This is a genomic window from Arthrobacter sp. SW1, from assembly GCF_001766675.1.
Lineage (GTDB): Bacteria > Actinomycetota > Actinomycetes > Actinomycetales > Micrococcaceae > Arthrobacter.
On sequence record NZ_MJLT01000023.1, the window covers coordinates 202,732 to 224,017 of the forward strand.

The 21,286-nt window shown below is 66.5% G+C and carries 21 protein-coding genes; 11 read left to right on the plus strand and 10 right to left on the minus strand.

Features of this window, described 5'->3' with window-relative positions; all coding sequences use genetic code 11:
- Positions 1-2: 2 nt before the first annotated feature.
- Positions 3-911: a neutral zinc metallopeptidase gene (locus tag BIU82_RS10975; RefSeq protein WP_070349508.1), complete on the plus strand. Its 909-nt coding sequence runs from the start codon at positions 3-5 to the stop codon at positions 909-911.
- A 99-nt stretch (positions 912-1,010) separates the two neighbouring features.
- On the opposite strand, the gene BIU82_RS10980 is transcribed toward BIU82_RS10975, so the two are convergent.
- Genes BIU82_RS10980 through BIU82_RS11005 form a run of 6 tightly spaced genes read right to left on the minus strand, consistent with a single transcriptional unit; the run spans position 1,011 to position 6,193 of the window.
- The gene (locus BIU82_RS10980; protein WP_070349509.1) at positions 1,011-1,343 is read right to left on the minus strand and encodes a metal-sulfur cluster assembly factor; all 333 of its coding nucleotides are present in this window, start codon (positions 1,341-1,343) and stop codon (positions 1,011-1,013) included.
- A 13-nt stretch (positions 1,344-1,356) separates the two neighbouring features.
- Complete coding sequence (gene sufC / locus BIU82_RS10985) at positions 1,357-2,142, minus strand: Fe-S cluster assembly ATPase SufC (RefSeq protein WP_070349510.1); 786 nt, start codon at positions 2,140-2,142, stop codon at positions 1,357-1,359.
- A 51-nt stretch (positions 2,143-2,193) separates the two neighbouring features.
- Complete coding sequence (locus tag BIU82_RS10990; RefSeq protein WP_070349511.1) at positions 2,194-2,550, minus strand: non-heme iron oxygenase ferredoxin subunit; 357 nt, start codon at positions 2,548-2,550, stop codon at positions 2,194-2,196.
- A 24-nt stretch (positions 2,551-2,574) separates the two neighbouring features.
- On the minus strand, positions 2,575-3,876 hold the full coding sequence (gene sufD / locus BIU82_RS10995; RefSeq protein ID WP_070349512.1) for a Fe-S cluster assembly protein SufD: 1,302 nt from the start codon (positions 3,874-3,876) through the stop codon (positions 2,575-2,577).
- Positions 3,877-3,878: 2 nt separating this feature from the next.
- Positions 3,879-5,342, minus strand: coding sequence for a Fe-S cluster assembly protein SufB (sufB, locus tag BIU82_RS11000; RefSeq protein WP_070349513.1), 1,464 nt, complete (start codon positions 5,340-5,342; stop codon positions 3,879-3,881).
- Positions 5,342-6,193, minus strand: coding sequence for a helix-turn-helix domain-containing protein (locus BIU82_RS11005; protein WP_070349640.1), 852 nt, complete (start codon positions 6,191-6,193; stop codon positions 5,342-5,344). The genes sufB and BIU82_RS11005 overlap by 1 nt, the downstream gene beginning before the upstream one ends.
- Before the next feature lie 128 nt (positions 6,194-6,321).
- On the opposite strand from BIU82_RS11005, the gene BIU82_RS11010 reads away from it, so the two are divergent.
- The 4 genes from BIU82_RS11010 to BIU82_RS11025 all read left to right on the plus strand — a co-directional run bounded on the left by BIU82_RS11010 (position 6,322) and on the right by BIU82_RS11025 (position 9,946).
- Positions 6,322-7,296 (plus strand): ABC transporter ATP-binding protein, encoded by a 975-nt coding sequence (locus BIU82_RS11010; protein ID WP_070349514.1) that lies wholly within the window; start codon positions 6,322-6,324, stop codon positions 7,294-7,296.
- Positions 7,293-8,078 (plus strand): ABC transporter permease, encoded by a 786-nt coding sequence (locus BIU82_RS11015; RefSeq protein ID WP_070349515.1) that lies wholly within the window; start codon positions 7,293-7,295, stop codon positions 8,076-8,078. Before BIU82_RS11010 ends, BIU82_RS11015 begins: the two co-directional genes overlap by 4 nt.
- A gap of 7 nt (positions 8,079-8,085) precedes the next feature.
- Positions 8,086-9,030 carry a COX15/CtaA family protein gene (locus tag BIU82_RS11020; protein WP_070349516.1) on the plus strand — a complete coding sequence of 315 codons (945 nt, stop codon included), beginning with the start codon at positions 8,086-8,088 and terminating at the stop codon, positions 9,028-9,030.
- Between the two features lie 82 nt (positions 9,031-9,112).
- On the plus strand, positions 9,113-9,946 hold the full coding sequence (locus BIU82_RS11025; protein WP_070349517.1) for a tyrosine-protein phosphatase: 834 nt from the start codon (positions 9,113-9,115) through the stop codon (positions 9,944-9,946).
- Between the two features lie 99 nt (positions 9,947-10,045).
- Here the strand turns inward: BIU82_RS11025 and BIU82_RS11030 are convergent, their stop codons facing one another.
- The gene (locus tag BIU82_RS11030) at positions 10,046-11,008 is read right to left on the minus strand and encodes a heme o synthase (protein WP_070349518.1); all 963 of its coding nucleotides are present in this window, start codon (positions 11,006-11,008) and stop codon (positions 10,046-10,048) included.
- 457 nt (positions 11,009-11,465) lie between these two features.
- On the opposite strand from BIU82_RS11030, the gene tkt reads away from it, so the two are divergent.
- The 6 genes from tkt to pgl are packed head-to-tail and all read left to right on the plus strand — an operon-like array spanning position 11,466 to position 19,672.
- On the plus strand, positions 11,466-13,583 hold the full coding sequence (gene tkt / locus BIU82_RS11035; RefSeq protein WP_070349641.1) for a transketolase: 2,118 nt from the start codon (positions 11,466-11,468) through the stop codon (positions 13,581-13,583).
- Between the two features lie 21 nt (positions 13,584-13,604).
- Positions 13,605-14,720 carry a transaldolase gene (gene tal / locus BIU82_RS11040; RefSeq protein WP_070349519.1) on the plus strand — a complete coding sequence of 372 codons (1,116 nt, stop codon included), beginning with the start codon at positions 13,605-13,607 and terminating at the stop codon, positions 14,718-14,720.
- A 5-nt stretch (positions 14,721-14,725) separates the two neighbouring features.
- On the plus strand, positions 14,726-16,357 hold the full coding sequence (locus BIU82_RS11045) for a glucose-6-phosphate isomerase (RefSeq protein ID WP_070349520.1): 1,632 nt from the start codon (positions 14,726-14,728) through the stop codon (positions 16,355-16,357).
- A gap of 15 nt (positions 16,358-16,372) precedes the next feature.
- Positions 16,373-17,926 carry a glucose-6-phosphate dehydrogenase gene (zwf, locus tag BIU82_RS11050; RefSeq protein WP_070349521.1) on the plus strand — a complete coding sequence of 518 codons (1,554 nt, stop codon included), beginning with the start codon at positions 16,373-16,375 and terminating at the stop codon, positions 17,924-17,926.
- On the plus strand, positions 17,923-18,846 hold the full coding sequence (locus BIU82_RS11055; RefSeq protein ID WP_070349522.1) for a glucose-6-phosphate dehydrogenase assembly protein OpcA: 924 nt from the start codon (positions 17,923-17,925) through the stop codon (positions 18,844-18,846). Before zwf ends, BIU82_RS11055 begins: the two co-directional genes overlap by 4 nt.
- A gap of 7 nt (positions 18,847-18,853) precedes the next feature.
- A complete protein-coding gene (gene pgl, locus BIU82_RS11060) occupies positions 18,854-19,672 on the plus strand; it encodes a 6-phosphogluconolactonase (protein ID WP_070349523.1) in 819 nt (272 codons plus the stop codon).
- Here the strand turns inward: pgl and BIU82_RS11065 are convergent.
- The 3 genes from BIU82_RS11065 to tpiA form a co-directional block, all read right to left on the minus strand.
- Positions 19,643-20,023: an RNA polymerase-binding protein RbpA gene (locus tag BIU82_RS11065; protein ID WP_363968117.1), complete on the minus strand. Its 381-nt coding sequence runs from the start codon at positions 20,021-20,023 to the stop codon at positions 19,643-19,645. The genes pgl and BIU82_RS11065 overlap by 30 nt on opposite strands.
- A 111-nt stretch (positions 20,024-20,134) precedes the next feature.
- Positions 20,135-20,392 carry a preprotein translocase subunit SecG gene (gene secG / locus BIU82_RS11070; RefSeq protein WP_070349524.1) on the minus strand — a complete coding sequence of 86 codons (258 nt, stop codon included), beginning with the start codon at positions 20,390-20,392 and terminating at the stop codon, positions 20,135-20,137.
- 46 nt (positions 20,393-20,438) lie between these two features.
- Positions 20,439-21,254, minus strand: a complete 816-nt coding sequence (gene tpiA / locus BIU82_RS11075; protein ID WP_070349525.1) for a triose-phosphate isomerase — start codon at positions 21,252-21,254, stop codon at positions 20,439-20,441.
- Positions 21,255-21,286 lie beyond the last annotated feature (32 nt).

Here is a 21,286-nt window from a genome sequence, read left to right on the forward strand (position 1 = left end):
CTATGAGTTTCAATGACGGAGTGGAGCTGGACCCCAGCCAGGTGCAGGACCGCCGCGGCGGCGGGTTGGGACGCGGAACGAAGATCGGTGGCGGGATCGGCGGCGGCATCGTTGCCCTCCTGCTTGTGCTGCTCGGGGTGAACCCGCAGCTCGTGGAGGACCTCACGGGAGGCGGCCAGCCGCCGGCCGTCGGTCCGGGAACCACCCAGTCGTCCGGCGGGACGAACGAGTGCCGCACCGGCGTGGACGCGGACAAGCGGCTCGACTGCCGCATCCTCGGTACGGTCAACAGCCTCAACAGCTTCTGGCCGGGCTACCTGGCCGACTACAACGTGAAGTACTCCCGCCCACAGACGGTCATCTTTGACCAAGCCACGAACACCGGCTGCGGCGCCGCCACCAGCGAGGTCGGCCCGCTCTATTGTCCGGCCGACCGCACTGCCTACTTCGATCCCGGCTTCTTCCAGGAACTCGTGGACCGTTTCGGCTCCTCCGGCGGACCGCTGGCCCAGGAGTACGTGGTGGCGCACGAGTTCGGGCACCACATCCAGAACATGCTGGGCGACCTCGGCCGTGCCCAGGAGGACCCGCAGGGTCCGCAGTCCGGCGCCGTCCGCGTGGAGCTGCAGGCTGACTGCTACGCGGGCCTGTGGGCACGGTACGCCAGCACGGCCAAGGACCCCGACACCGGCCAGCCGTTCCTGGAACCGCTCACCAAGCAGGACCTGGCGGACGCGCTGTCCGCAGCCTCCGCCGTCGGCGACGACCGCATCCAGGAAGCCGCCACCGGGCGGGTCTCCCCCGAAGCCTGGACCCACGGCTCCAGCGCCCAGCGCCAGAAATGGTTCTCCCAGGGGTACAGCACCGGAGACATCACCAAGTGCGATACCTTCGCGGTCGCCCGGCCGTAAAGGCAGCTCCTTAAAGCCCAGCTTCTTAAAGCCCGACGGCGGCGGGTCGCCTTCCAAGGAAGGTGACCCGCCGCCGTCGTCGCTTAAGGCGGTGGAGGCTCAGATGTTGAAGCCGAGGGCCCGCATCTGGTCCTTGCCGTCGTCGGTGATCCGCTCGGGACCCCATGGCGGCATCCATACCCAGTTCAGGCGCCAGTCGTCCACCACGCCGTCCAGCGCCTTGCCGACCTGTTCCTCCAGGACATCGGTCAGCGGGCAGGCCGCGGTGGTCAGCGTCATGTCGATCAGCAGGGCGCCGTCTTCTTCGGAGTACTTCAGACCGTAGAGCAGCCCAAGGTCCACCACGTTGACACCGAGTTCGGGGTCGATGACGTCCTTGAGTGCCTCTTCGACATCTTCCAGGCTCGTACGGGCTGCGTTGATTTCGGTCATAAGGCGATCCTAACTAGGCCTGGGCAGCGGGAGCAACGGCTGCGCCGGCGCCGCTCAGGTAGCGGTCGTAGCCCTCTTCCTCAAGGCGGTCGGCGAGCTCCGGGCCGCCCTCTTCCACAACCTTGCCGTCAACGAAGACGTGCACGAAGTCCGGCTTGATGTAGCGCAGGATGCGGGTGTAGTGCGTGATGAGCAGGGTGCCCATGTTGCCGTTCGAGTGGGCGCGGTTGACGCCTTCGGACACAACCTTGAGGGCGTCGACGTCCAGGCCGGAGTCGGTTTCGTCGAGGACGGCGAACTTCGGCTTGAAGAGTTCCAGCTGCAGGATCTCCACGCGCTTCTTCTCGCCACCGGAGAAGCCTTCGTTGACGTTGCGCTGCGCGAAGTCGGCGTCGATGCGCAGTTCCTGCATGGCGGCCTTGACGTCCTTGGTCCAGGTGCGCAGGGCCGGGGCTTCGCCGTCGATCGCGGTCTTGGCGGTCCGCAGGAAGTTGGTCATGGTGACGCCGGGAACTTCCACGGGGTACTGCATGGCCAGGAAGACGCCGGCGCGGGCGCGCTCGTCGACGCTCATCTCGAGGACGTCTTCGCCGTCGAGGGTGATGCTGCCGCTGGTCACGGTGTAGCGCGGGTGGCCGGCGATGGTGGAGGCCAGGGTGGACTTGCCCGAACCGTTGGGGCCCATGATCGCGTGGGTCTCGCCGGTCTTGATGGTCAGGCTGACGCCCTTCAGGATCTCCTTGGTGCCCTGCTCAGTCTCGATGCTGACGTGCAGGTCCTTGATCTCAAGAGTAGACATGCTCTTCTTTCTTTCGTTCTCTAAGTCTTGGTTACGGGGCGCGGCCACAACTCAGTAGTTGTGGACCGGCGCTCCGTTCACAACGTTGCTTACGTCCACGTACACGTCGTCGCCGTCGAGGGTGACGGCGAAGACGGGGACGGGCTCGTAGGCGGGAAGCTGGAGCGGCTGGCCGCTGCGCAGGTCGAACTGGGAGCCGTGGCCCCAGCATTCGATGGCGCAACCTTCCACCTCGCCTTCGGAAAGGGAGATGTCGGCGTGCGAGCAGGTGTCCCCGATGGCGTGGATTTCGCCCATCGAATCCCTCACCACGGCAACCGGGTAGTCACCGATGAGGATGCGCAGCGCCTGCTTGACCTTGATGTCGTTGGCGTTGCACACCAGTTCGCCCTGTGGCTTGTCGCTCATGTTCAGCTTCCCGTCCGGCCGGTCTTAGTTGTCGCCCGCAGCGAGTTCGCGCTCGACGGCGTCCGTCAGGCGCTCTTCGAGGGCAGGGACCTTGATCTTCTGGATGATTTCGTTGAGGAAGCCACGGACCACCAGGCGGCGTGCGACGTCCTCCGGGATGCCGCGTGCCATCAGGTAGAACAAGTGCTCGTCGTCGAAACGGCCAGTGGCGCTGGCGTGGCCGGCACCTTCGATGAGGCCGGTTTCGATCTCGAGGTTCGGCACGGAGTCCGCACGGCAGCCGTCGGTCAGGACCAGGTTCTGGTTCTTCTCGTAGCTGTCGGTGCCTTCGGCCTGCTTCTGGATCAGGACGTCGCCCACCCAGACGGTGTGCGCGTCCTTGCCCTGAAGGGCGCCCTTGTACAGCACGTTGGACACGCAGTTGGGCTGCGCGTGGTCAACGTAGGTACGGTGCTCGAGGTGCTGGCCGGCGTCGGCGAAGTACAGGCCGAACAGTTCGACTTCGCCGCCGGGCGCAGCGAAACGGGCGGTCGGGGTGACGCGGACCAGGTTTCCGCCCAGGCTCACGGCGATGTGCTTGAACTTGGCATCGCGGCCAACCTTGGCCTGCTGCGAGGAGGCGTGGACCGAGTCGTCGTTCCATTCCTGCAGGGACACGACTGTCAGCTCGGCGCCGTCCTCGACGACGATTTCGACGTTCTCGGACACCACGGCAGTGCCTTCGTGGCCCAGGACCACGACAGACTTGGAGAACTTCTCAGCAACGATCACCACGTGCTGAGCCGAAGCCTCGGTGCCGTTGCCGGCGAGGACGACGGACACTTCGCTGTCCAGGCTGGTCTCAGCCGGAACCGTGATGACGGTGGCTTCCGTGAAGTTGGCCCAGGCGTTGGCGGACACGCGGTCCTCCGGGATGCCGGCGGAGCCGATGCGCTTGTCGTCGCGGCCGACCGTTTCGACCTTGACGGCGTCCGGGGCGGTGACGGTCACGGCCGGAGCCGCGCCGGTGAGTGCATCGCTGTGCAGGCCGCGCAGGCGGCGCAGCGGGGTAAAGCGCCAGTCTTCTTCAAGACCGGTGAGGGCCTTGAAGTCTTCCAGCGTGTAGGAGGTCAGGCGCCCGGCGCGGGAGCTGTCCGGAACGCCGACGCCGCCACCGTGGGAATGGCCCTTGGCGGAGTCACCGGCGAGGGGACCGGACGACGGCGCCGCGACGGTGCCGTCCGCGTTGATCGGCGAGAGGTTCTCGCCTTCCTCGGTGAAACCGTCGATGAACGGCTGGGCAGAGGGCGCGCCGATGCGTGCCTTTTCAGTAGTGGTCTCAGTCATCGTTAACCGACGGATCCTTCCATCTGCAGTTCAATCAGGCGGTTCAGCTCGAGGGCGTATTCCATGGGCAGTTCCCGGGCGATCGGCTCGATGAAGCCGCGCACGATCATGGCCATGGCCTCGTCCTCGGGCAGGCCGCGGGACATCAGATAGAAGAGCTGCTCTTCACTGACGCGGGAAACGGTCGCCTCGTGGCCCAGTACGACGTCGTCCTCGCGGATGTCGATGTACGGGTAGGTGTCCGAACGGGAGATGGTGTCCACCAGCAGGGCGTCACAGCGCACGGTGTTTGCCGAGTGCTTGGCGCCTTCGCGGACCTGGACCAGGCCGCGGTAGGCTGCGCGTCCGCCGCCACGGGCCACGGACTTGGAGATGATGGAGCTCTTGGTGTTCGGCGCGATGTGCACCATCTTGGAGCCGGTGTCCTGGTGCTGGCCTTCGCCGGCGAACGCGATGGACAGGGTTTCGCCCTTGGCGTGCTCGCCGACCAGGTAGACGGCCGGGTACTTCATGGTCACCTTGGAGCCGATGTTGCCATCGATCCATTCCATGGTGGCGCCCTCTTCGCAGATGGCGCGCTTGGTGACCAGGTTATACACGTTGTTGGACCAGTTCTGGATGGTCGTGTAGCGGACGCGGGCGCCCTTCTTCACGACGATCTCGACGACGGCCGAGTGCAGCGAGTCCGAGGTGTAGATCGGCGCGGTGCAGCCTTCGATGTAGTGGACGTAGGAGTCCTCGTCGGCGATGATCAGCGTGCGCTCGAACTGGCCCATGTTTTCCGTGTTGATGCGGAAGTAGGCCTGCAGCGGGATCTCCACGTGGACGCCCTTGGGGACGTACACGAAGGAACCGCCGGACCACACGGCCGTGTTCAGGGAGGCGAACTTGTTGTCGCCCACCGGGATGACGGTGCCGAAGTACTCCTGGAAGATCTCCGGGTGTTCCTTCAGGGCGGTGTCGGTGTCCAGGAAGATGACGCCCTGGGCTTCCAGGTCCTCGCGGATCTGGTGGTACACGACCTCGGATTCGTACTGGGCGGCGACGCCGGCCACCAGGCGGTTGCGCTCGGCTTCCGGGATGCCCAGCTTTTCGTAGGTGGTACGGATGTCTTCGGGCAGGTCCTCCCAGGAAGCAGCCTGCTTCTCGGTGGAGCGCACGAAGTACTTGATGTTGTCGAAGTCGATGCCGGAGAGGTCTGCGCCCCAGGTCGGCATGGGCTTGCGGTCGAAGTACTTCAGGCCCTTAAGGCGCAGGTCGAGCATCCATTCCGGCTCGCTCTTCTTTTCCGAAATGTCCCGAACTACCTCTTCATCGAGACCACGGCGTGCGTTGGCACCGACGTCGTTCTTGTCGGCCCATCCGTACTCGTAGTTGCCGATGCCGTGGAGCTCGGGATTCTTCTCCAGAATCTCCGAGATCACAGTGCCGTCAGCTACCGCTTTCTCCGTTATTTGGTCCGTCATTACGGCCTTCCTTGCTGATTGTTTGATTCTTCACGGGACGCAGCCGGGCCGTCCGGGGAAACTGTGTTCTCCTTCATGGCCGGCCTGCCGGTCGGTATGTGGGTGGTGCAGACGTGGCCGCCCCGGGCAAGGGTGGAAAGCCTGCGCACGTCGACACCGAGAAGGCGGGAAAAGACTTCCGTCTCGGCGTCACAGAATTCAGGGAAGTCGGCGGCAAGGTGCTGGATGGGGCAATGGCCCTGGCACAGCTGCACGCTCGAAAGCGACGCCGGAAGCGGCGCCTTGCTCTCGATCGAGGCCGCCGAGGACACGTAGCCGTCGCGGCTGAGCGCCTTGGACAGCGCCATGGCGCGGGCGGTGATGTCGCTGCCGGCTGCTTCGATGCCGGGGGCGTAGCGCTGTTCCATGTCGGCGAAACGTTCGACCGCGAAATCCCGGACGGCATCGTTGCCCGCCAGTTCCTGGAGGCGGCGGAGCGCGGTGCCGGCGATGTTCAGGTAGTCGTCACCGATCTTCGACTGGCCCTGGGAGCTGAGCACGTAGCGGCGGGCAGGACGGCCCGCCCCGGCGCCTGCCTTCGCCACGCGCTTCACTTCTATGACGCCTGCGCGTTCCAGGTGGTCAAGATGGCGGCGCACTGCGGCCGGCGTGAAGCCCAGGAGCTCGCCGAGTTCCGCGGCACTGACGGGCCCGTGTTCGAGCACGGCGTTGAGCACGCGGTCGCGCGTGCGGTCCTCGGTATCGGAAACCGACACCTCCGGAGCCACGGAAACGGGCACAGCGGAAGCAGCGGCCGGCGCCGCACCGGCGGCGCTGTGCCGCTTGGCGGACACAGAAACAGGGCTGCTCACGGAATACACAACACAATCATGTCGTAATCTAATCCCTGCATCCAGTAAGGCAAGGCTGACCTGATAACTGCCCCGCCGGCGACCCGCAGGCGGGCGCCGGGTGCTACTACTTCCCGTAGAATACTCTGGTGCGTTCCCCCGAATCTCCCGTCCTCTCCATCGAAGGACTCATCAAGGATGTCGGCCCGCTGGCCGCCCTTGACGGCAAGATGCTGCGGGTGGTCAACGGCGTCACGCTGCACGCCGGGCGCGGTCAGGTCACTGCCCTGCTCGGCGCGAACGGCGCAGGAAAAACCACCACCCTCGAATGCGCCCAGGGCCTGCAGAAGCGTTCTGGCGGCAGCATCCGCCTCCTCGGCGAAGATCCGGACCTGGCCGGAGCCACCTTGCGCTCCCGCGTCGGCGTGATGTTGCAGGACGGCGGCCTCCCGCCGTCGGCCCGTCCGCTCCCCCTGTTGCGGCACATCGCCGGCATGTACGCCGATCCGCTGCCACTGGAACCCCTGGTGGAACGGCTGGGCATCGATACCTTCAGCCGCAGCAGCGTCCGCCGGCTTTCCGGTGGACAGAAGCAGCGCTTGGCCCTCGCTGCGGCACTGATCGGAAACCCGGAAGTGCTCTTCCTCGACGAGCCGAGCGCCGGCCTCGATCCGCAATCGCGGCAGATCGTCTTCGAACTCATCGCCGAACTGCGGGATTCGGGGATGGGCATCATCCTTACCACCCATCTCATGGACGATGCCCAGCGCCTGGCCGACTATGTGTACATCATCGACGCCGGCCATAACGTCGCCGAGGGAACGGTTGCCGAGCTGCTGCAGCATGGGGAGTCGGGCAAGAACGGCGTTACTGAGCGCACACTGTCCTTCGAGGCCCCGGCCGGGCTGGACCTGCGCGGCATTCTTGGCCCCCTCAGCGAAGGGCTCCTGATGTCCGAAGGCCGCGCGGGAAGCTATACCGTCACCGGCGCGCTGGGCCCGGCGCATCTTGCACGCCTGACGGCATGGTGGGCCGAAAAGGGCATCATGCCCGCATCGCTCAGGCTGGAGGCCCGCAGCCTCGAAGACGTTTTCCTGGACATTTCGGGGAGGGACATCCGATGAGCACCAGTTCCGCCGGCCGCCTGCTGCCGGCACCCGCGCCATCCGGCCCGGCCCCGCTGCTCAGGCGCATCCTGTTGCAGGGTAAGTACGAAACGCTGGCGATGGTCCGCAACGGGGAGCAGCTCATCCTTGCGGTCATCCTGCCCTTGCTCGCGCTCCTGGGCCTGACCGTGACACCGCTGCTGGACGGCCTGGGCGCACCCCGGGTCGACATCGCCGTGCCGGGGATCCTGGCCCTGTGCGCCATGTCCACGGCGTTCACCGGGCAGGGGATCGCCACCGGCTTCGACCGCCGCTACGGCGTACTGCGCTTCCTGTCCACCACCCCTTTGGGCCGCACCGGACTCATCGCCGGAAAGATCCTGGCCGTCCTGGCCGTCCTGGTCCTGCAGCTCGTAGTGGTCGGCACCGTTGCGGCCGCCCTTGGCTGGCAGCCCCGGCCCGAAGGCTGGCTACCGGGACTGACGATGCTCGTACTTGGCGCCGCGGCTTTTACCGCACTTGGCCTGCTGGTGGCCGGAACCGTCCGGCCCGAGGCGACCCTCGCCATCACCAACCTGCTGTGGATCCTGCTCGGCGCCCTGGGTGGCATCGTGGTCCCGGCTGAACGGCTGCCCGACGCCGTCGGCACCGTTGCCCACTTCCTGCCTTCCGGCGCACTGGGGGCCGCAATGCGCGAGGCCTTCCTGCACGGCACCTTCGCGGTGCCCTCCTTGATCATCCTGCTGCTCTGGACCGTGGTGCCTGGCGCCGCGGCCATCCGCTGGTTCAAATGGAATTGAGAGAACTGTGAACACCGTTTCCCGCCTCCCCGAATTCATCCAGCGGCTCGCCGCCAGGCTGCCGCACCAGGTGGACAACACCATCCGGCGGCTGGCCATGCTTTCACTGATCGGCCAGACCGTGCTGGTGGTGACCGGTGGCGCCGTGCGCCTCACCTCTTCCGGCCTGGGCTGCCCCACCTGGCCGCGCTGCACCCAGGACTCCCTGGTCAACACCCCGGAGATGGGCATCCACGGCTTCATCGAGTTCGGCAACCGCCTGCTCACCTTCGCCCTGGCCGCCGTCGCGGCCCTGATGCTGGTGTACCTGTCGAACCTCCGGAAGGAACGCCGTGACCTCTTCCTGCTCGCCCTCGGCCTGCTCGCCAGCATTCCCGCGCAGGCGGTCATCGGCGGCATCACGGTGCTCACGCGGCTTAATCCTTGGGTGGTCGGCCTGCACTTCCTGGTCTCCATGGCCCTCGTGGTCCTCGCGACCCTGCTGGTCAACCGCGCGTACGGACGCGCCGGCGGCTTCATGAACCGCAGCCTCCCGGCACTTCCCGCGGTGGCCCGTCCGGTGATGAACGCCGTCGGGCTGTTCTCCGCCGCAGCCGTCATGCTCGGCGTCGCGGTCACCGGCGCCGGCCCGCACGCCGGCGACGCCGACGCCCCGCGGAACAACCTCGACTGGGACCTGGTCAGCCACATCCACGCCGTGCCCGCCTACCTGGTGACCGCAGGCACTGCCTTCGCGGTCTACCTGGTACTCCGCAAGGGCATCGCGGGCCCGTTCCGCACCGCCGTCTTCCTGCTGCTGGGCGTTACCTTGCTGCAGGCCGTCATCGGGTTCACCCAGTACTACAACGGGATCCCCGCGCTGCTGGTCGGGGCGCATATGCTCGGCGCCGCGCTGCTTATGGCTGCCGCCACGAACGCCGCAGACCTCGCCCGGCACAGCCCGCAGGCCTGACCCCGGGAGTTAACCCGGCCGTCAACGGCAGGACATGCCGCTGTTGCCTGCAGGCACCGCGGCATCTCCACAGTTGACGGTTGTGTATACCAAACTCTTTTCCGCCCTCCTGGCTGCCCTGATCGGCCTGTCCTTTACTGCCGTTTCCGCAGCTCCGGCCACCGCGCGGACTACCAGCCAGGCTCCGTCCTCCAGCACCACCCTCGACGGCGCCTCGAACTTCCGGGATGTCTCGGCCATGGTTTCCAGGCTCCGCTCCGGAGTGCTTTACCGTTCAAACAAGCTGAGCAAGCTCAGCGACGCGGACCTCATCCGCTTGCAGGCGCTCAACCTCAAGACCGACGTCGATCTCCGCACCGCCAGCGAACGCACCAGCGAACCGGACCGGATTCCCGCCGGCGTCTGGTATGAAACCGCGGATGTCTCCGGAAACCTCGCTTCCGAGGGCCTCACCACCTTCGAATCCGAAAGCGCCGCGGAGCAGTTCATGATCCAGACCTACCGGGACTTCATCCGCAAGGACTCCGCGAACCTCGCCTACCGTAAGCTGTTCCTCCTCGCCGCCGGCGCCTCTGCCGACAGCTCCCTCCTCTTCCACTGCACCGCGGGCAAAGACCGTACCGGCTGGGGAACGGCCATTCTGCTGCTCGCCGCGGGCGTGTCCTTCGACGACGTCGTGCGCGACTACCTGGCCAGCAATGACTACCTCGCCGAGGAGAACGCCCGTACGCTCGCCGCCGTTCCCGCCGGCCAGCAGGAAACGGTCAAGCCGATCCTCGATGTCCGCCTCAAGTACCTGCAGGCCGCCTGGGATGAAATGACGGCGCGCTACGGCAGCTTCGACGCCTACCTGCACCAGGGCCTCGGCCTGAGCGAGGAAAACATCAAGCAGCTGCGGCAGACGCTCCGCGGCTGACTCCCCCGCAAGCTTCCCCCGACAACCCCAACCTCCCCCAACACAGACAAAGCCCCGGCGCCGCATTCGGTGCCGGGGCTTTGTGTCATGGTCCGGGGATCAGCCGCCCATGATCGGACCGCCGACGAACGGGTCGACGGCCAGCGCGATGAAGAGCAGGGTCAGGTAGCTGATGGAGCCATGGAAGACCTTCATGGCTCCCTTGTTGGAAACCTCTTCCTTCTGGGCCCGCTCGTAGAGGGCGTGGGATTCATAGAGGAACCAGGCGCCGGCCAGGAGCGCGGCGATGGTGTACACCCAGCCGGCTCCGCCCAGCGGAACCATGAGCAGCGAGCAGGCCACCATGGCCCAGGCGTAGAGGACCACCTGCACGGAGACCACCTTGGCTCCGGCGATCGCACCGAGCATTGGCACATTGGCCTTGCGGTAGTCCTCGCCGTAGCGCATGGAAAGCGGCCAGTAATGCGGCGGGGTCCAGAGGAAGATCACCATGAACAGCACGACGGCGGGCCATTCCACCGTGTTCGTCACCGCGGACCAGGCGATCAGCACCGGGAAACAGCCGGCGGCGCCGCCCCACACGATGTTCTGGGCGGTGCGGCGCTTGAGGATCATCGTGTAGATCACGACGTAGAACACGATCGCCGCCAGGCCCAGCCAGGCCGAGAGCGGGTTGGCGCCGAACCAGAGGATGGCGATCGCCGCGGCGCCGAGGATCCAGCCGAAGATGAGCGCCTCACGCGGCGTGACCTCGCCGGTGACCAGCGGGCGGTTCTCGGTGCGGTGCATCAGCTTGTCGATATCGCGGTCGATGTAGCAGTTGAAGACACCGGCGCTGCCTGCCGCGAAGGCCCCGCCCACGAGGGTAGCCAGGATCAAGCCGATGGACGGGAATCCTCGCTGGGCGAAAATCATGGTGGGAAGGGTGCTCACCAGCAGGAGCTCGATGACCCGAGGCTTTGTCAGTGCCAGATACGCCTTGAACTTCCGGGAAAATCCACTCCCCTGCATGGCGGCAGAGGCATCGAGGTTGGTATCGCTTGTGCTCACGGTGGCAGTCACTCTGTTCTTTAGCTCTGGTGTTCCCGCGGCGAAGCAACCGCGCCGTTCCCCGCTGGTTCGAATCATCCGGATCAACGGGCCGGGGTTGCGCATGCCGCTGGCGGCCTCCGAATATCATACCGTGGCCGCGATGCACAGAAGGCACCTGCGAAACACGCATGTTTCGGAATCTTCACGGCCCCTCGGGCGCCTCGGTGATTCATAAATCGGAATTTTGCGGGCAAATTTCGTGAATCCCACCAAAAGGCCCTTCCCGTCGGGCTAAGCTGTCAGCAGATCAGCTCGTGCAGCCTCCTGAGAAAACGCATTCTCAGAAATCCGGGTCTGGATGATAGATCAACGTTTCAATGGTGAACGGCTGGTGGACACCTCGCAGCGGGCACCGTTTCCCGCCCCGCGCCTGCTGTTCACCTCCGCCGCCGTCAGCACAGAGAGGGGCTCGGTTTACGTGCCACATTTGGAAGAGCAAGAACTGACTTGGACCAGCCTGGACCAGCGTGCAGTGGACACCGTGCGCGTCCTGGCCGCCGATGCTGTGGAGAAGGTCGGCAACGGCCACCCGGGCACGGCGATGAGCCTGGCACCGGCCGCATACCTGCTGTTCCAGAAGCTGATGCGCCACGACCCGAAGAACCCTGACTGGATCGGCCGCGACCGTTTCATCCTCTCCCCGGGCCACACCTCCCTGACCCTGTACATCCAGCTCTTCCTTTCCGGCTACGGCCTGGAGCTGAAGGACCTCGAAGCCCTCCGTACCTGGGGCTCGCTGACTCCGGGCCACCCGGAGTACAAGCACACCGCCGGCGTCGAGATCACCACCGGCCCGCTGGGCCAGGGCCTCGCTTCCTCGGTCGGCTTCGCCTACTCGCAGCGCCGCCAGCGCGGCCTGTTCGACGCCGATGCTCCCGCCGGCGAATCCCCCTTCGACCACACCATCTGGGTCATCGCCTCCGACGGCGACCTCCAGGAAGGCGTCACCTCCGAGGCGTCCTCCCTGGCCGGCCACCAGGAGCTCGGCAACCTCGTGGTGATCTACGACGAGAACCACATCTCCATCGAAGACGACACCGACATCGCCTTCACCGAAGATGTCCTGAAGCGCTACGAGTCCTACGGCTGGCACACCCAGCGCGTCGACTGGACCAAGACCGGCGAATACGTCGAGGACGTCCAGGAGCTCTACTCCGCGCTGCTGGCCGCCCAGGCCGAGACCTCCAAGCCTTCCATCATTTCGCTGCGCACCATCATCGGCTACCCGGCTCCGAAGAAGCAGAACACCGGCAAGATCCACGGTTCCGCCCTGGGTGCCGAAGAAGTCGCAGCACTGAAGGAAGTCCTGGGCTTCGACCCCGCCAAGTCCTTCCAGGTCGACGACGAGGTGCTGGCCCACGCCCGCCAGCTTGTCGAGCGCGGCGCTGCTGCCCGTGCCGAATGGCAGACCTCCTTCGAAGCCTGGCAGTCCGCCAACCCCGAGCAGGCCGCCCTGCTTGAGCGCATCGAAGCCAAGAAGCTGCCGGCCGAGCTCGACGCCGCCCTTCCGGTCTTCGAAGCCGGCAAGGACGTCTCCACCCGCGCAGCCTCGGGCAAGGTCCTGAACGCCATCGGCCCTGTCCTGCCGGAACTCTGGGGCGGTTCGGCCGACCTCGCCGAGTCCAACAACACCACCATCGAAGGCTCGCCGTCGTTCATCCCGGCATCGCGTTCCACCGATGCCTGGACCGGCAACCCCTACGGCCGCGTGCTGCACTTCGGCATCCGCGAGCACGCCGCCGCCTCGATCGTGAACGGCATCTCGCTGCACGGCCGTACCCGCGCCTTCTCCGGCACCTTCCTGATCTTCTCCGACTACCAGCGCCCGGCAATCCGTCTCGGCGCGCTGATGGGCGTGCCGTCCCTGTACGTGTGGACCCACGACTCCATCGGCCTCGGCGAAGACGGCCCCACCCACCAGCCGGTGGAGCAGCTCGCCTCGCTGCGCGCCATCCCGGGCCTGGACGTTGTCCGCCCCGGTGACGCCAACGAAGTTGCCGCAGCATGGAAGGCCATGCTCGAAAACCACGAGAACCCGGCCGGCATCGTGCTGACCCGCCAGAACATCCCCACCTGGGAACGCGGCACCGGCGACGCCGACGGCGACACCTTCGCCTCCACCGCAGGTGTGGCCAAAGGCGCCTACGTCCTGGCCGAAGCCTCCAAGGACGGTGCCACCGTTCCGGCCCAGGTCATCCTCATCGCCACCGGCTCCGAGGTTCAGCTGGCCGTCCAGGCCCGCGAAAACCTGCAGGCAGAAGGCATCGCCACCCGCGTTGTCTCCGTGCCTTGCGTTGAGTGGTTCAAGAAGCAGGACGCCGCGTACCGCGAATCCGTCCTCCCGGCTGCCGTGAAGGCCCGTGTCTCCGTTGAAGCCGGCCTGGCCCTGGGCTGGTCCGAGTTCGTCGGCGACGCCGGCCGCTCGATCAGCCTCGAGCACTACGGGGCCTCCGCAGACTACAAGCGCCTCTTCACCGAGTTCGGCATCACCGCCGAGGCCGTTACCGCGGCCGCCAAAGACTCCCTCGCCGGCCTTTCGGCCTGAAATCCCAAGGAGAAAACAGCAATGACTACTCCCACCCAGCAGCTTTCCGACGTCGGTGTTTCGATCTGGCTCGACGACCTCTCCCGTGAGCGCCTCGCCAGCGGCAGCCTCGCCAAGCTGATCGAAGAGAAGAACGTCGTCGGTGTCACCACGAACCCGTCGATCTTCCACGCCGCGATCACCTCCGGCAGCGATTACGACGCGAAGATCGCCGAGGAAGCCGCCAAGGGCGCTTCCGTCGAAGAGACCATCTTCGAGATCACCACCACCGATGTCGCCGACGCGTGCGATCTCTTCGCACCGGTTGCCGCCGCCACGAACGGTGTTGACGGCCGCGTGTCCATCGAGGTCGATCCCCGCCTTGCCTGGGACACCGAGGCCACCATCGCCGAGGCCAAGCACCTCTACGCGAAGGTCAACAAGGACAACGTCCACATCAAGATCCCGGCAACCCTCGAAGGCCTGGCCGCCATCACCGCCGTGCTCGGCGAAGGCATCAGCGTCAACGTGACCCTGATCTTCTCCCTCGAGCGCTACCGTGCCGTGATCAACGCCTTCCAGTCCGGCCTGGAGCTGGCCAAGGAGAACGGCCACGATCTCTCCAAGATCCACTCCGTGGCTTCCTTCTTCGTTTCCCGCGTGGATACCGAGATCGACAAGCGCCTGGACGCGATCGGCACCGAGGAAGCCAAGGCCCTCAAGGGCAAGGCCGGCGTCGCCAACGCCCGCCTGGCGTTCCAGGTCTACGAAGAGCTCTTCTCCACCGAGCGCTGGGCCGTGCTGGCCGAAGCCGGCGCCCTGCCGCAGCGCCCGCTCTGGGCCTCCACCGGCGTCAAGGACCCGTCCCTCCCGGACACCCTGTACGTGACCGAACTGGCCGCCGCCGGCGTCGTGAACACCATGCCGGAAAAGACCCTCGACGCCACCTTCGACCACGGCGTGGTCACCGGTGACACCATTTCCGGAACGTACGAGGAAGCCAACGGCATCCTCAACGCCCTCGAAGGACTCGGCGTCTCCTACAACGACGTCGTCGCCCTCCTGGAAACCGAAGGCCTGGACAAGTTCGTCGCCAGCTGGAAGGAACTCCTCGGAGACGTCGAAGGCGCCCTCGCATCCGCACGGAAGGCTTCCTGACCCTCATGAGCTCACTCAGCTACGACGCAAGCGGTGCCGCGCAGCAGGCCATCGAGCAGCACGTCCCGGCACTTGTCGAAGACCGGATCGCCAGCAGGATCTTCGCGAAGGACCACACCCTCTGGGGTGCCGACGCCGAGTCCGAATCGGCCATCCGCCTTGGATGGGTGGAAGCGGCCACCGTTTCCCAGCCCCTGGTCGAAGGGATCCTGGAACTCCGGGACGCCCTGAAGGCCGAAGGTGTCACCCGGATCGTCCTGTGCGGCATGGGCGGCTCCTCGCTCGCCCCTGAGGTCATTGCCGGAACCGCCGGCGTCGAGCTGACCGTGCTGGACAGCACCGACCCCGAACAGGTCGGTGCTGTCCTCGCGGAGCGACTCGCCGAGACCGCCATCGTGGTGTCGTCCAAGTCCGGCTCCACCGTGGAGACCGATTCGCAGCGGCGCGTCTTTGAGAAGGCGTTCAACGACGCCGGCATCGATGCCAAGAGCCGCATCATCATCGTCACGGACCCGGGATCGCCGCTGGACAAGGCATCCCGCGAAACCGGCTACCGTGCCGTCTTCAACGCCGACCCCAACGTCGGCGGCCGTTTCTCCGCCCTCACCGCCTTCGGACTGGTCCCCTCCGGCCTGGCCGGCGTCGACATCCAGGCCCTCCTGGACGAAGCCGAAGAAGCCGCGGAAATCCTCCGCGAGGACTCCGAAGACAACATCGGCCTCCGCCTGGGCGCAGCGCTCGGCGGCACCTCGCCGCTGCGCAACAAGATCGTCATCGCGGAAGACGGCTCCGGCATCGTCGGCTTCGCCGACTGGGCCGAGCAGCTGATCGCCGAATCCACCGGCAAGCTGGGCACCGGCGTGCTGCCCGTCGTCGCGGGCCCCTCGGCTCCCGAGGTCAGCGGCGGCGCGGACGACGTCCTGGTGATCCGCCTGGTCGGCGGCGACTCCGACGTCGACCTCGGCGCGAACGAAGCAGCCATCTCCGGCGGCCTGGCCACCCAGATGTTCGTCTGGGAGTTCGCCACCGCCGTCGCAGGCCGCCTACTGGGGATCAACCCCTTTGACCAGCCCGACGTCGAAGCCGCCAAGGTGGCCGCGCGCGGCCTGCTGGATGCCCGCCCCGAGCCGACTCCGGCAAACTTCACCGACGGCGCCATCGAGGTCCGCGGCGGAGACTGGCTGGGCGGTGCCGCCACCGTGGAAGACGCAGTGAAGGCCCTGCTGGCCCAGCTGGGCGCCGACGGCTACCTGAGCGTCCAGGCGTACTTCGACCGGATCGCCTACGCCCCGTTCGCGGATGTCCGTGACCAGCTCGCAGCCGTGAGCGGCCGTCCCGTGACGTTCGGCTGGGGTCCGCGCTTCCTGCACTCCACCGGCCAGTTCCACAAGGGCGGACCGGCCATCGGCTCCTTCCTGCAAGTCACGGCTGCAGGTACCGGCGACGTCGAAATTCCCGAGCGTCCCTTCACCTTCGGCCAGCTCATCGCAGCCCAGGCCGCCGGTGACGCCCAGGTCCTCGAGAACCACGGCCGTCCCGTCCTCCGCCTGCACCTGACGGAGCGGAGCGCGGGTGTCGCCCAGCTCCAGGAAATCGTCGCCGCGCTGGCCTCCCCGGCCTCCGCGCTCGAAAGCTAAGGCACAAATCCCAACATGCCAGAATCTGAAAACGGCAGGAAGACTGCCGTCCGCAATCCCCTGCGGGATCCGCGCGACCGGCGCCTGAACCGCATTGCGGGGCCGTCGTCGCTGGTGTTCTTCGGAGTCACCGGCGACCTCGCCCGGAAGAAGCTCATGCCCGCGGTCTACGACCTCGCGAACCGGGGGCTGCTGCCGCCGAGCTTCGCTCTGGTCGGCTTCGGCCGCCGCGACTGGACCAACGAGGAGTTCGCCGAGGAGGTACGGAAGAACGTCCAGGCGCACTCCCGTACCCCGTTCGACGAAGCCGTCTGGGACCAGCTGTCCGCGGGCATCCGTTTCGTCCAGGGCGAGTTCGACGACGACGAGGCCTTCAAGCGCCTCGACGCCACCCTCACCGAGCTGGACGAGAACCGGGGCACCCGGGGCAACCACGGCTTCTACCTCTCGATCCCGCCCAAGGCGTTCGAGCAGGTCTGCCGCCAGCTGTCCCGCCACGGCCTGGCCCAGGCCGCGGACGGACAGTGGCGCCGCGTGGTCATCGAGAAACCGTTCGGGCACGACCTCGAGTCCGCCCGGAAGCTGAACGACATCGTCGAATCAGTCTTCCCGCAGGACGCCGTCTTCCGCATCGACCACTACCTCGGTAAAGAGACGGTCCAGAACATCCTTGCGCTGCGTTTCGCGAACCAGCTCTTCGAGCCGCTGTGGAACGCCAATTACGTGGACCACGTGCAGATCACCATGGCCGAGGACATCGGCACCGGTGGCCGCGCGGGCTACTACGACGGCGTCGGCGCGGCCCGGGACGTCATCCAGAACCACCTGCTGCAGCTCCTGGCCCTCACGGCCATGGAAGAACCCATCTCCTTCAACGCGGACGACCTCCGCGCTGAAAAGGAAAAGGTGCTGGCCGCCGTCAAGCTTCCCGAGGACCTGTCCACGCACTCCGCGCGCGGCCAGTTCACCGGCGGCTGGCAGGGCGGCGAGCTGGTGCAGGGCTACCTGGAGGAAGACGGCATCCCCGCCGATTCCAAGACGGAAACCTACGCAGCCATCCGCCTCGACATCAACACCCGGCGTTGGAGCGGCGTGCCGTTCTACCTGCGCGCCGGCAAGCGCCTGGGCCGCCGCGTGACTGAGATCGCGGTGGTCTTCAAGCGGGCTCCCAACCTGCTGTTCCGGGACCACGGCGAGGACGACTTCGGCCAGAACGCGGTCGTCATCCGCGTCCAGCCGGACGAAGGCGCCACCATCCGCTTCGGTTCCAAGGTTCCGGGCACACAGATGGAAGTCCGCGACGTCACCATGGACTTCGGCTACGGACACTCCTTCACGGAGTCCAGCCCCGAGGCCTATGAGCGGCTGATCCTAGACGTGCTGCTGGGCGAACCGCCGCTGTTCCCCCGGCACCAGGAAGTCGAAGAGTCCTGGAAGATCCTGGACCCCTTCGAAGAATACTGGGCGAGCCTGGACGAGCAGCCCGAACCCTACGCTCCGGGCAGCTGGGGTCCGGCTTCGGCCGATGAACTGCTGGCCCGCGACGGACGAAGCTGGAGAAGGCCATGATCGTAGATCTTCCCGATACCACCACCTCGAAGATCTCGAAGAAGATCACCTCGCTGCGTGAACAGGGCGGCGTGATTGCCCTCGGCCGTGTGCTGACCCTGGTGGTCGTCACCAAGTCCGGCTTGGAAGAGGAAGCGATCGAGGCGGCCAACGAGGCAAGCCGCGAGCACCCCTGCCGGATCATCGTGCTGGCCGACGCCGGCGCCGAGGCCCCGGACAAGCTGGACGCCCAGATCCGCGTGGGCGGCGACGCCGGTGCCTCCGAGGTGATCGTGCTGCGCGGTTACGGTTCGCTTGCCAAGGAGAGTGAATCGCTGGTTGCCGGCCTGCTGCTGCCCGACGCTCCGATCGTGGCCTGGTGGCCGCACGGCGCCCCGGACAACGCGTGCGAGACGTCGATCGGCCGGATTTCGCACCGGCGCATCACGGACTCGGCCAATGAGCCGGATCCCGCTGCGGCACTTGACCGGATCCGCCGCACCTACCGTGCCGGCGACACCGACCTTGCCTGGACGCGCCTGACCAACTGGCGCCTGCAGCTTGCGGCGGCACTGGACCAAGTGGACGGCTCCCCCGTCACCGCGATCACGGTCGAGGGTGCTTCGGACTCGCCCAGCACCCTGCTGCTGGCGGCCTGGCTGACCCTCTTCCTCGACGCTCCCGTGGAGATCGTGGAAGACCCTGCCGGCACGGGCATCCGCCGGGTGCTGCTTCGCCGTGAAAGCGGCGACGTGCAGCTGCACCGTCCAGGCCTGACGGTTGCCGAGCTGACCCAGCCCGGCCAGCCGTCCCAGCGCATTTCGCTTCCGCGTCGCAGCCTCCGGGACTGCCTGGCGGAAGAACTGCGCCGGCTCGATCCGGACGATGTCTTCGGCGAAGTGATTACTATGGGACTGCCCCGCACCGACAGCAAGGAGTAGCGTTCCCGTGACCGCTGAGCCCAGAGTTAGCATCCATCCCGACTCCACCGTCCTCATGGCCGCGATCGCGGCCCGGCTCATTACCAAGCTGGTGGACGTCCAGGACAAGCACGGAGAAGCTACGGTCGTCCTGACCGGCGGAACCGTCGGAATCGGTACCCTCAAGGCTGTCGCGGCCTCGCCTGCGGCGCCTGCCGTGGACTGGTCGCGGGTCAACCTGTGGTGGGGCGACGAGCGTTTCGTGGCCAAGGACAGCCCGGACCGCAACGCCCTGCAGGCCCGCGAGGCATTGCTCTCGGGCCTGCCCTTGGACCCTGCACGCGTCCACGAGCCGGGTTCCTCCGACGAGTTCGCGACCGCAGAAGAGGCCGCCGCAGACTACGCTGCACGCCTCAAGGCGGCGGCGGAAGCCGAACATGCGGCCGACACTTCCGACAACCGTCCGGAGGAGGCCGGCGAGTTGCCGCGCTTCGACGTCCTGCTCCTCGGCGTCGGCCCGGATGCACACGTCGCTTCGCTCTTCCCGGAGCAGGCGGGGATCCGCGTCCAGGACCGCACCGTGGTGGGCGTGGAGAACTCCCCCAAGCCGCCGCCGTCGCGCATTTCGCTGACGCTGCCGGCCATCAACTCCGCACAGGAGATCTGGATGGTCGTGGCGGGCGAGGACAAGGCCGGGGCTGTCGGCCTGGCCTTGGCCGGCGCCAACCCGGTGCAGGTGCCCGCGGCCGGCCCGCACGGCCGGTCCCGCACCCTGTGGCTGATCGACGAGAATGCGGCGTCCCGCGTTCCGCAGCAACTAGTCCGCAAGGACCCCGCGGGAGCGTAGCCTCTTCAGCGCTCCAGCCAGGACACGTTCGGCGTCCTGGCTGGAGCGCCTTTCTTTAACGTAATCAAGGTGGCTCTTGAAGACTTCCTCGTCCTGCCGTTCGCAGGGCGCCACGCCCGGTTCGCGGGCGGCAACGAGGCCGCACTTGGGGCAGTCCCAGCTCGGCGGGATCTGGTCCTCCGGGAGCTTAAGGAAAACAAGCCGCGTTTCGTGTCCGTTGGCGCACCAATACGGGACACGAATACGCGGCAAGTTCTCGCCGGCATTGCTGCCGGACTGGTTTTTGGGCCCGGAACCGGCGGTGACGCCGGCCCTGGTGCCTCGGAATCCTTGACTGCCGTGGACCATCATCAAGCTCCTTGGGGATCGGCTGCATCGCGTGAAGCCACGCTGCCAAGTCTAATCCCGCGAGCCCGATGGCGGCAGTACCGGTTTCCGTAGGCAGGTTCCGTCAGGAACGGGTCAGGAATCCCCGCCCGAGGTGAAGCGCATGATCAGGCCGAGCCCGATGATGACGACGCCCCAGGTGCAGCCCAGGATGATGGTGAAGCGGTTGAGGTTGCGTTCCGCCACGCCCGAGGAGCTGAGCCCCGAGCTCATGCCGCCGCCGAACATATCGGACAAACCACCGCCGCGTCCCTTGTGGAGCAGGATGAGCAGGGTCAGCAGAAGGCTGGTGATGCCCAGCAGGATCTGCAGGATTACTTGAAGAACGTCCACGACGGCCTTTCAGGAGTACGGAAAGCGGGAGCTGATCAGGCCGGAACTAGGCCGCCGTGATGTGGCTCTCGAACCTGACAATGTTAGCAAACTCGGCCGGGTCGAGGCTGGCGCCACCCACAAGCAATCCGTCGACGTCGGCGCCGGCCATGATGGCCGCAGCGTTGTTGGCCTTGACCGAGCCGCCGTAGAGCAGGCGGGTCCCGGCGGCCACGGAGTCATCGAACAGCGAGGACAGCTCCGCACGGATGGCGGCGCACATTTCCTGCGCGTCCTCCGGGCCGGCGACTTCGCCCGTGCCGATGGCCCAGACGGGTTCGTACGCGACGACGAGTTCCTTCGCCTGCTCGGCAGTGAGGCCTTCGACGTCGGCACGCAGCTGGGCGAGGGTGTGTTCCACGTGGGTGCCGGCCTGGCGAATCTCGAGGCCTTCACCGACACAGAGCACCGGGGTGACCTCGTGGCGGAACGCCGCCTTGACCTTGGCGTTGAGGACCTCGTCCGACTCGTTGTGGATGGTGCGGCGTTCGCTGTGGCCGACCAGGACGTAGGAGCAGCCGAGCTTGTTCAGGAACTGGCCGGAGATGTCGCCGGTGTAGGCGCCGGAGTCGAACTGGGACAGGTCCTGGCCGCCGTAGACGACCTTGAGCTCGTCACCTTGGACGAGGGTCTGGACACCGCGGAGGTCGGTGAACGGCGGGAACACGGCAACCTCGACGCGGCTGTAGTCGTGCTTGGCGTCAGACAGTGTCCAGGCCAGCTTCTGCAGCAGGGTGATGCCCTGGACGTGGTCCATGTTCATCTTCCAGTTGCCGGCGATGAACGGCGTGCGGACAAAGTTTCCATTCGCGGTGGTAGTCACGTGTGCTCCAAAGAAGTGTGTGAAAAGGGAGG

Bases quoted from the DNA above. Each gene is read 5' to 3' on its own strand.
- BIU82_RS11065 (WP_363968117.1), bottom strand. From the start codon at position 20,023: ATGATGGTCCACGGCAGTCAAGGATTCCGAGGCACCAGGGCCGGCGTC.
- BIU82_RS11015 (WP_070349515.1), top strand. From the start codon at position 7,293: ATGAGCACCAGTTCCGCCGGCCGCCTGCTGCCGGCACCCGCGCCATCC.
- BIU82_RS10990 (WP_070349511.1), bottom strand. From the start codon at position 2,550: ATGAGCGACAAGCCACAGGGCGAACTGGTGTGCAACGCCAACGACATC.
- BIU82_RS10975 (WP_070349508.1), top strand. From the start codon at position 3: ATGAGTTTCAATGACGGAGTGGAGCTGGACCCCAGCCAGGTGCAGGAC.
- sufB (WP_070349513.1), bottom strand. From the start codon at position 5,342: ATGACGGACCAAATAACGGAGAAAGCGGTAGCTGACGGCACTGTGATC.
- tal (WP_070349519.1), top strand. From the start codon at position 13,605: ATGACTACTCCCACCCAGCAGCTTTCCGACGTCGGTGTTTCGATCTGG.
- BIU82_RS11045 (WP_070349520.1), top strand. From the start codon at position 14,726: ATGAGCTCACTCAGCTACGACGCAAGCGGTGCCGCGCAGCAGGCCATC.
- BIU82_RS10980 (WP_070349509.1), bottom strand. From the start codon at position 1,343: ATGACCGAAATCAACGCAGCCCGTACGAGCCTGGAAGATGTCGAAGAG.
- sufD (WP_070349512.1), bottom strand. From the start codon at position 3,876: ATGACTGAGACCACTACTGAAAAGGCACGCATCGGCGCGCCCTCTGCC.
- sufC (WP_070349510.1), bottom strand. From the start codon at position 2,142: ATGTCTACTCTTGAGATCAAGGACCTGCACGTCAGCATCGAGACTGAG.
- BIU82_RS11055 (WP_070349522.1), top strand. From the start codon at position 17,923: ATGATCGTAGATCTTCCCGATACCACCACCTCGAAGATCTCGAAGAAG.
- zwf (WP_070349521.1), top strand. From the start codon at position 16,373: ATGCCAGAATCTGAAAACGGCAGGAAGACTGCCGTCCGCAATCCCCTG.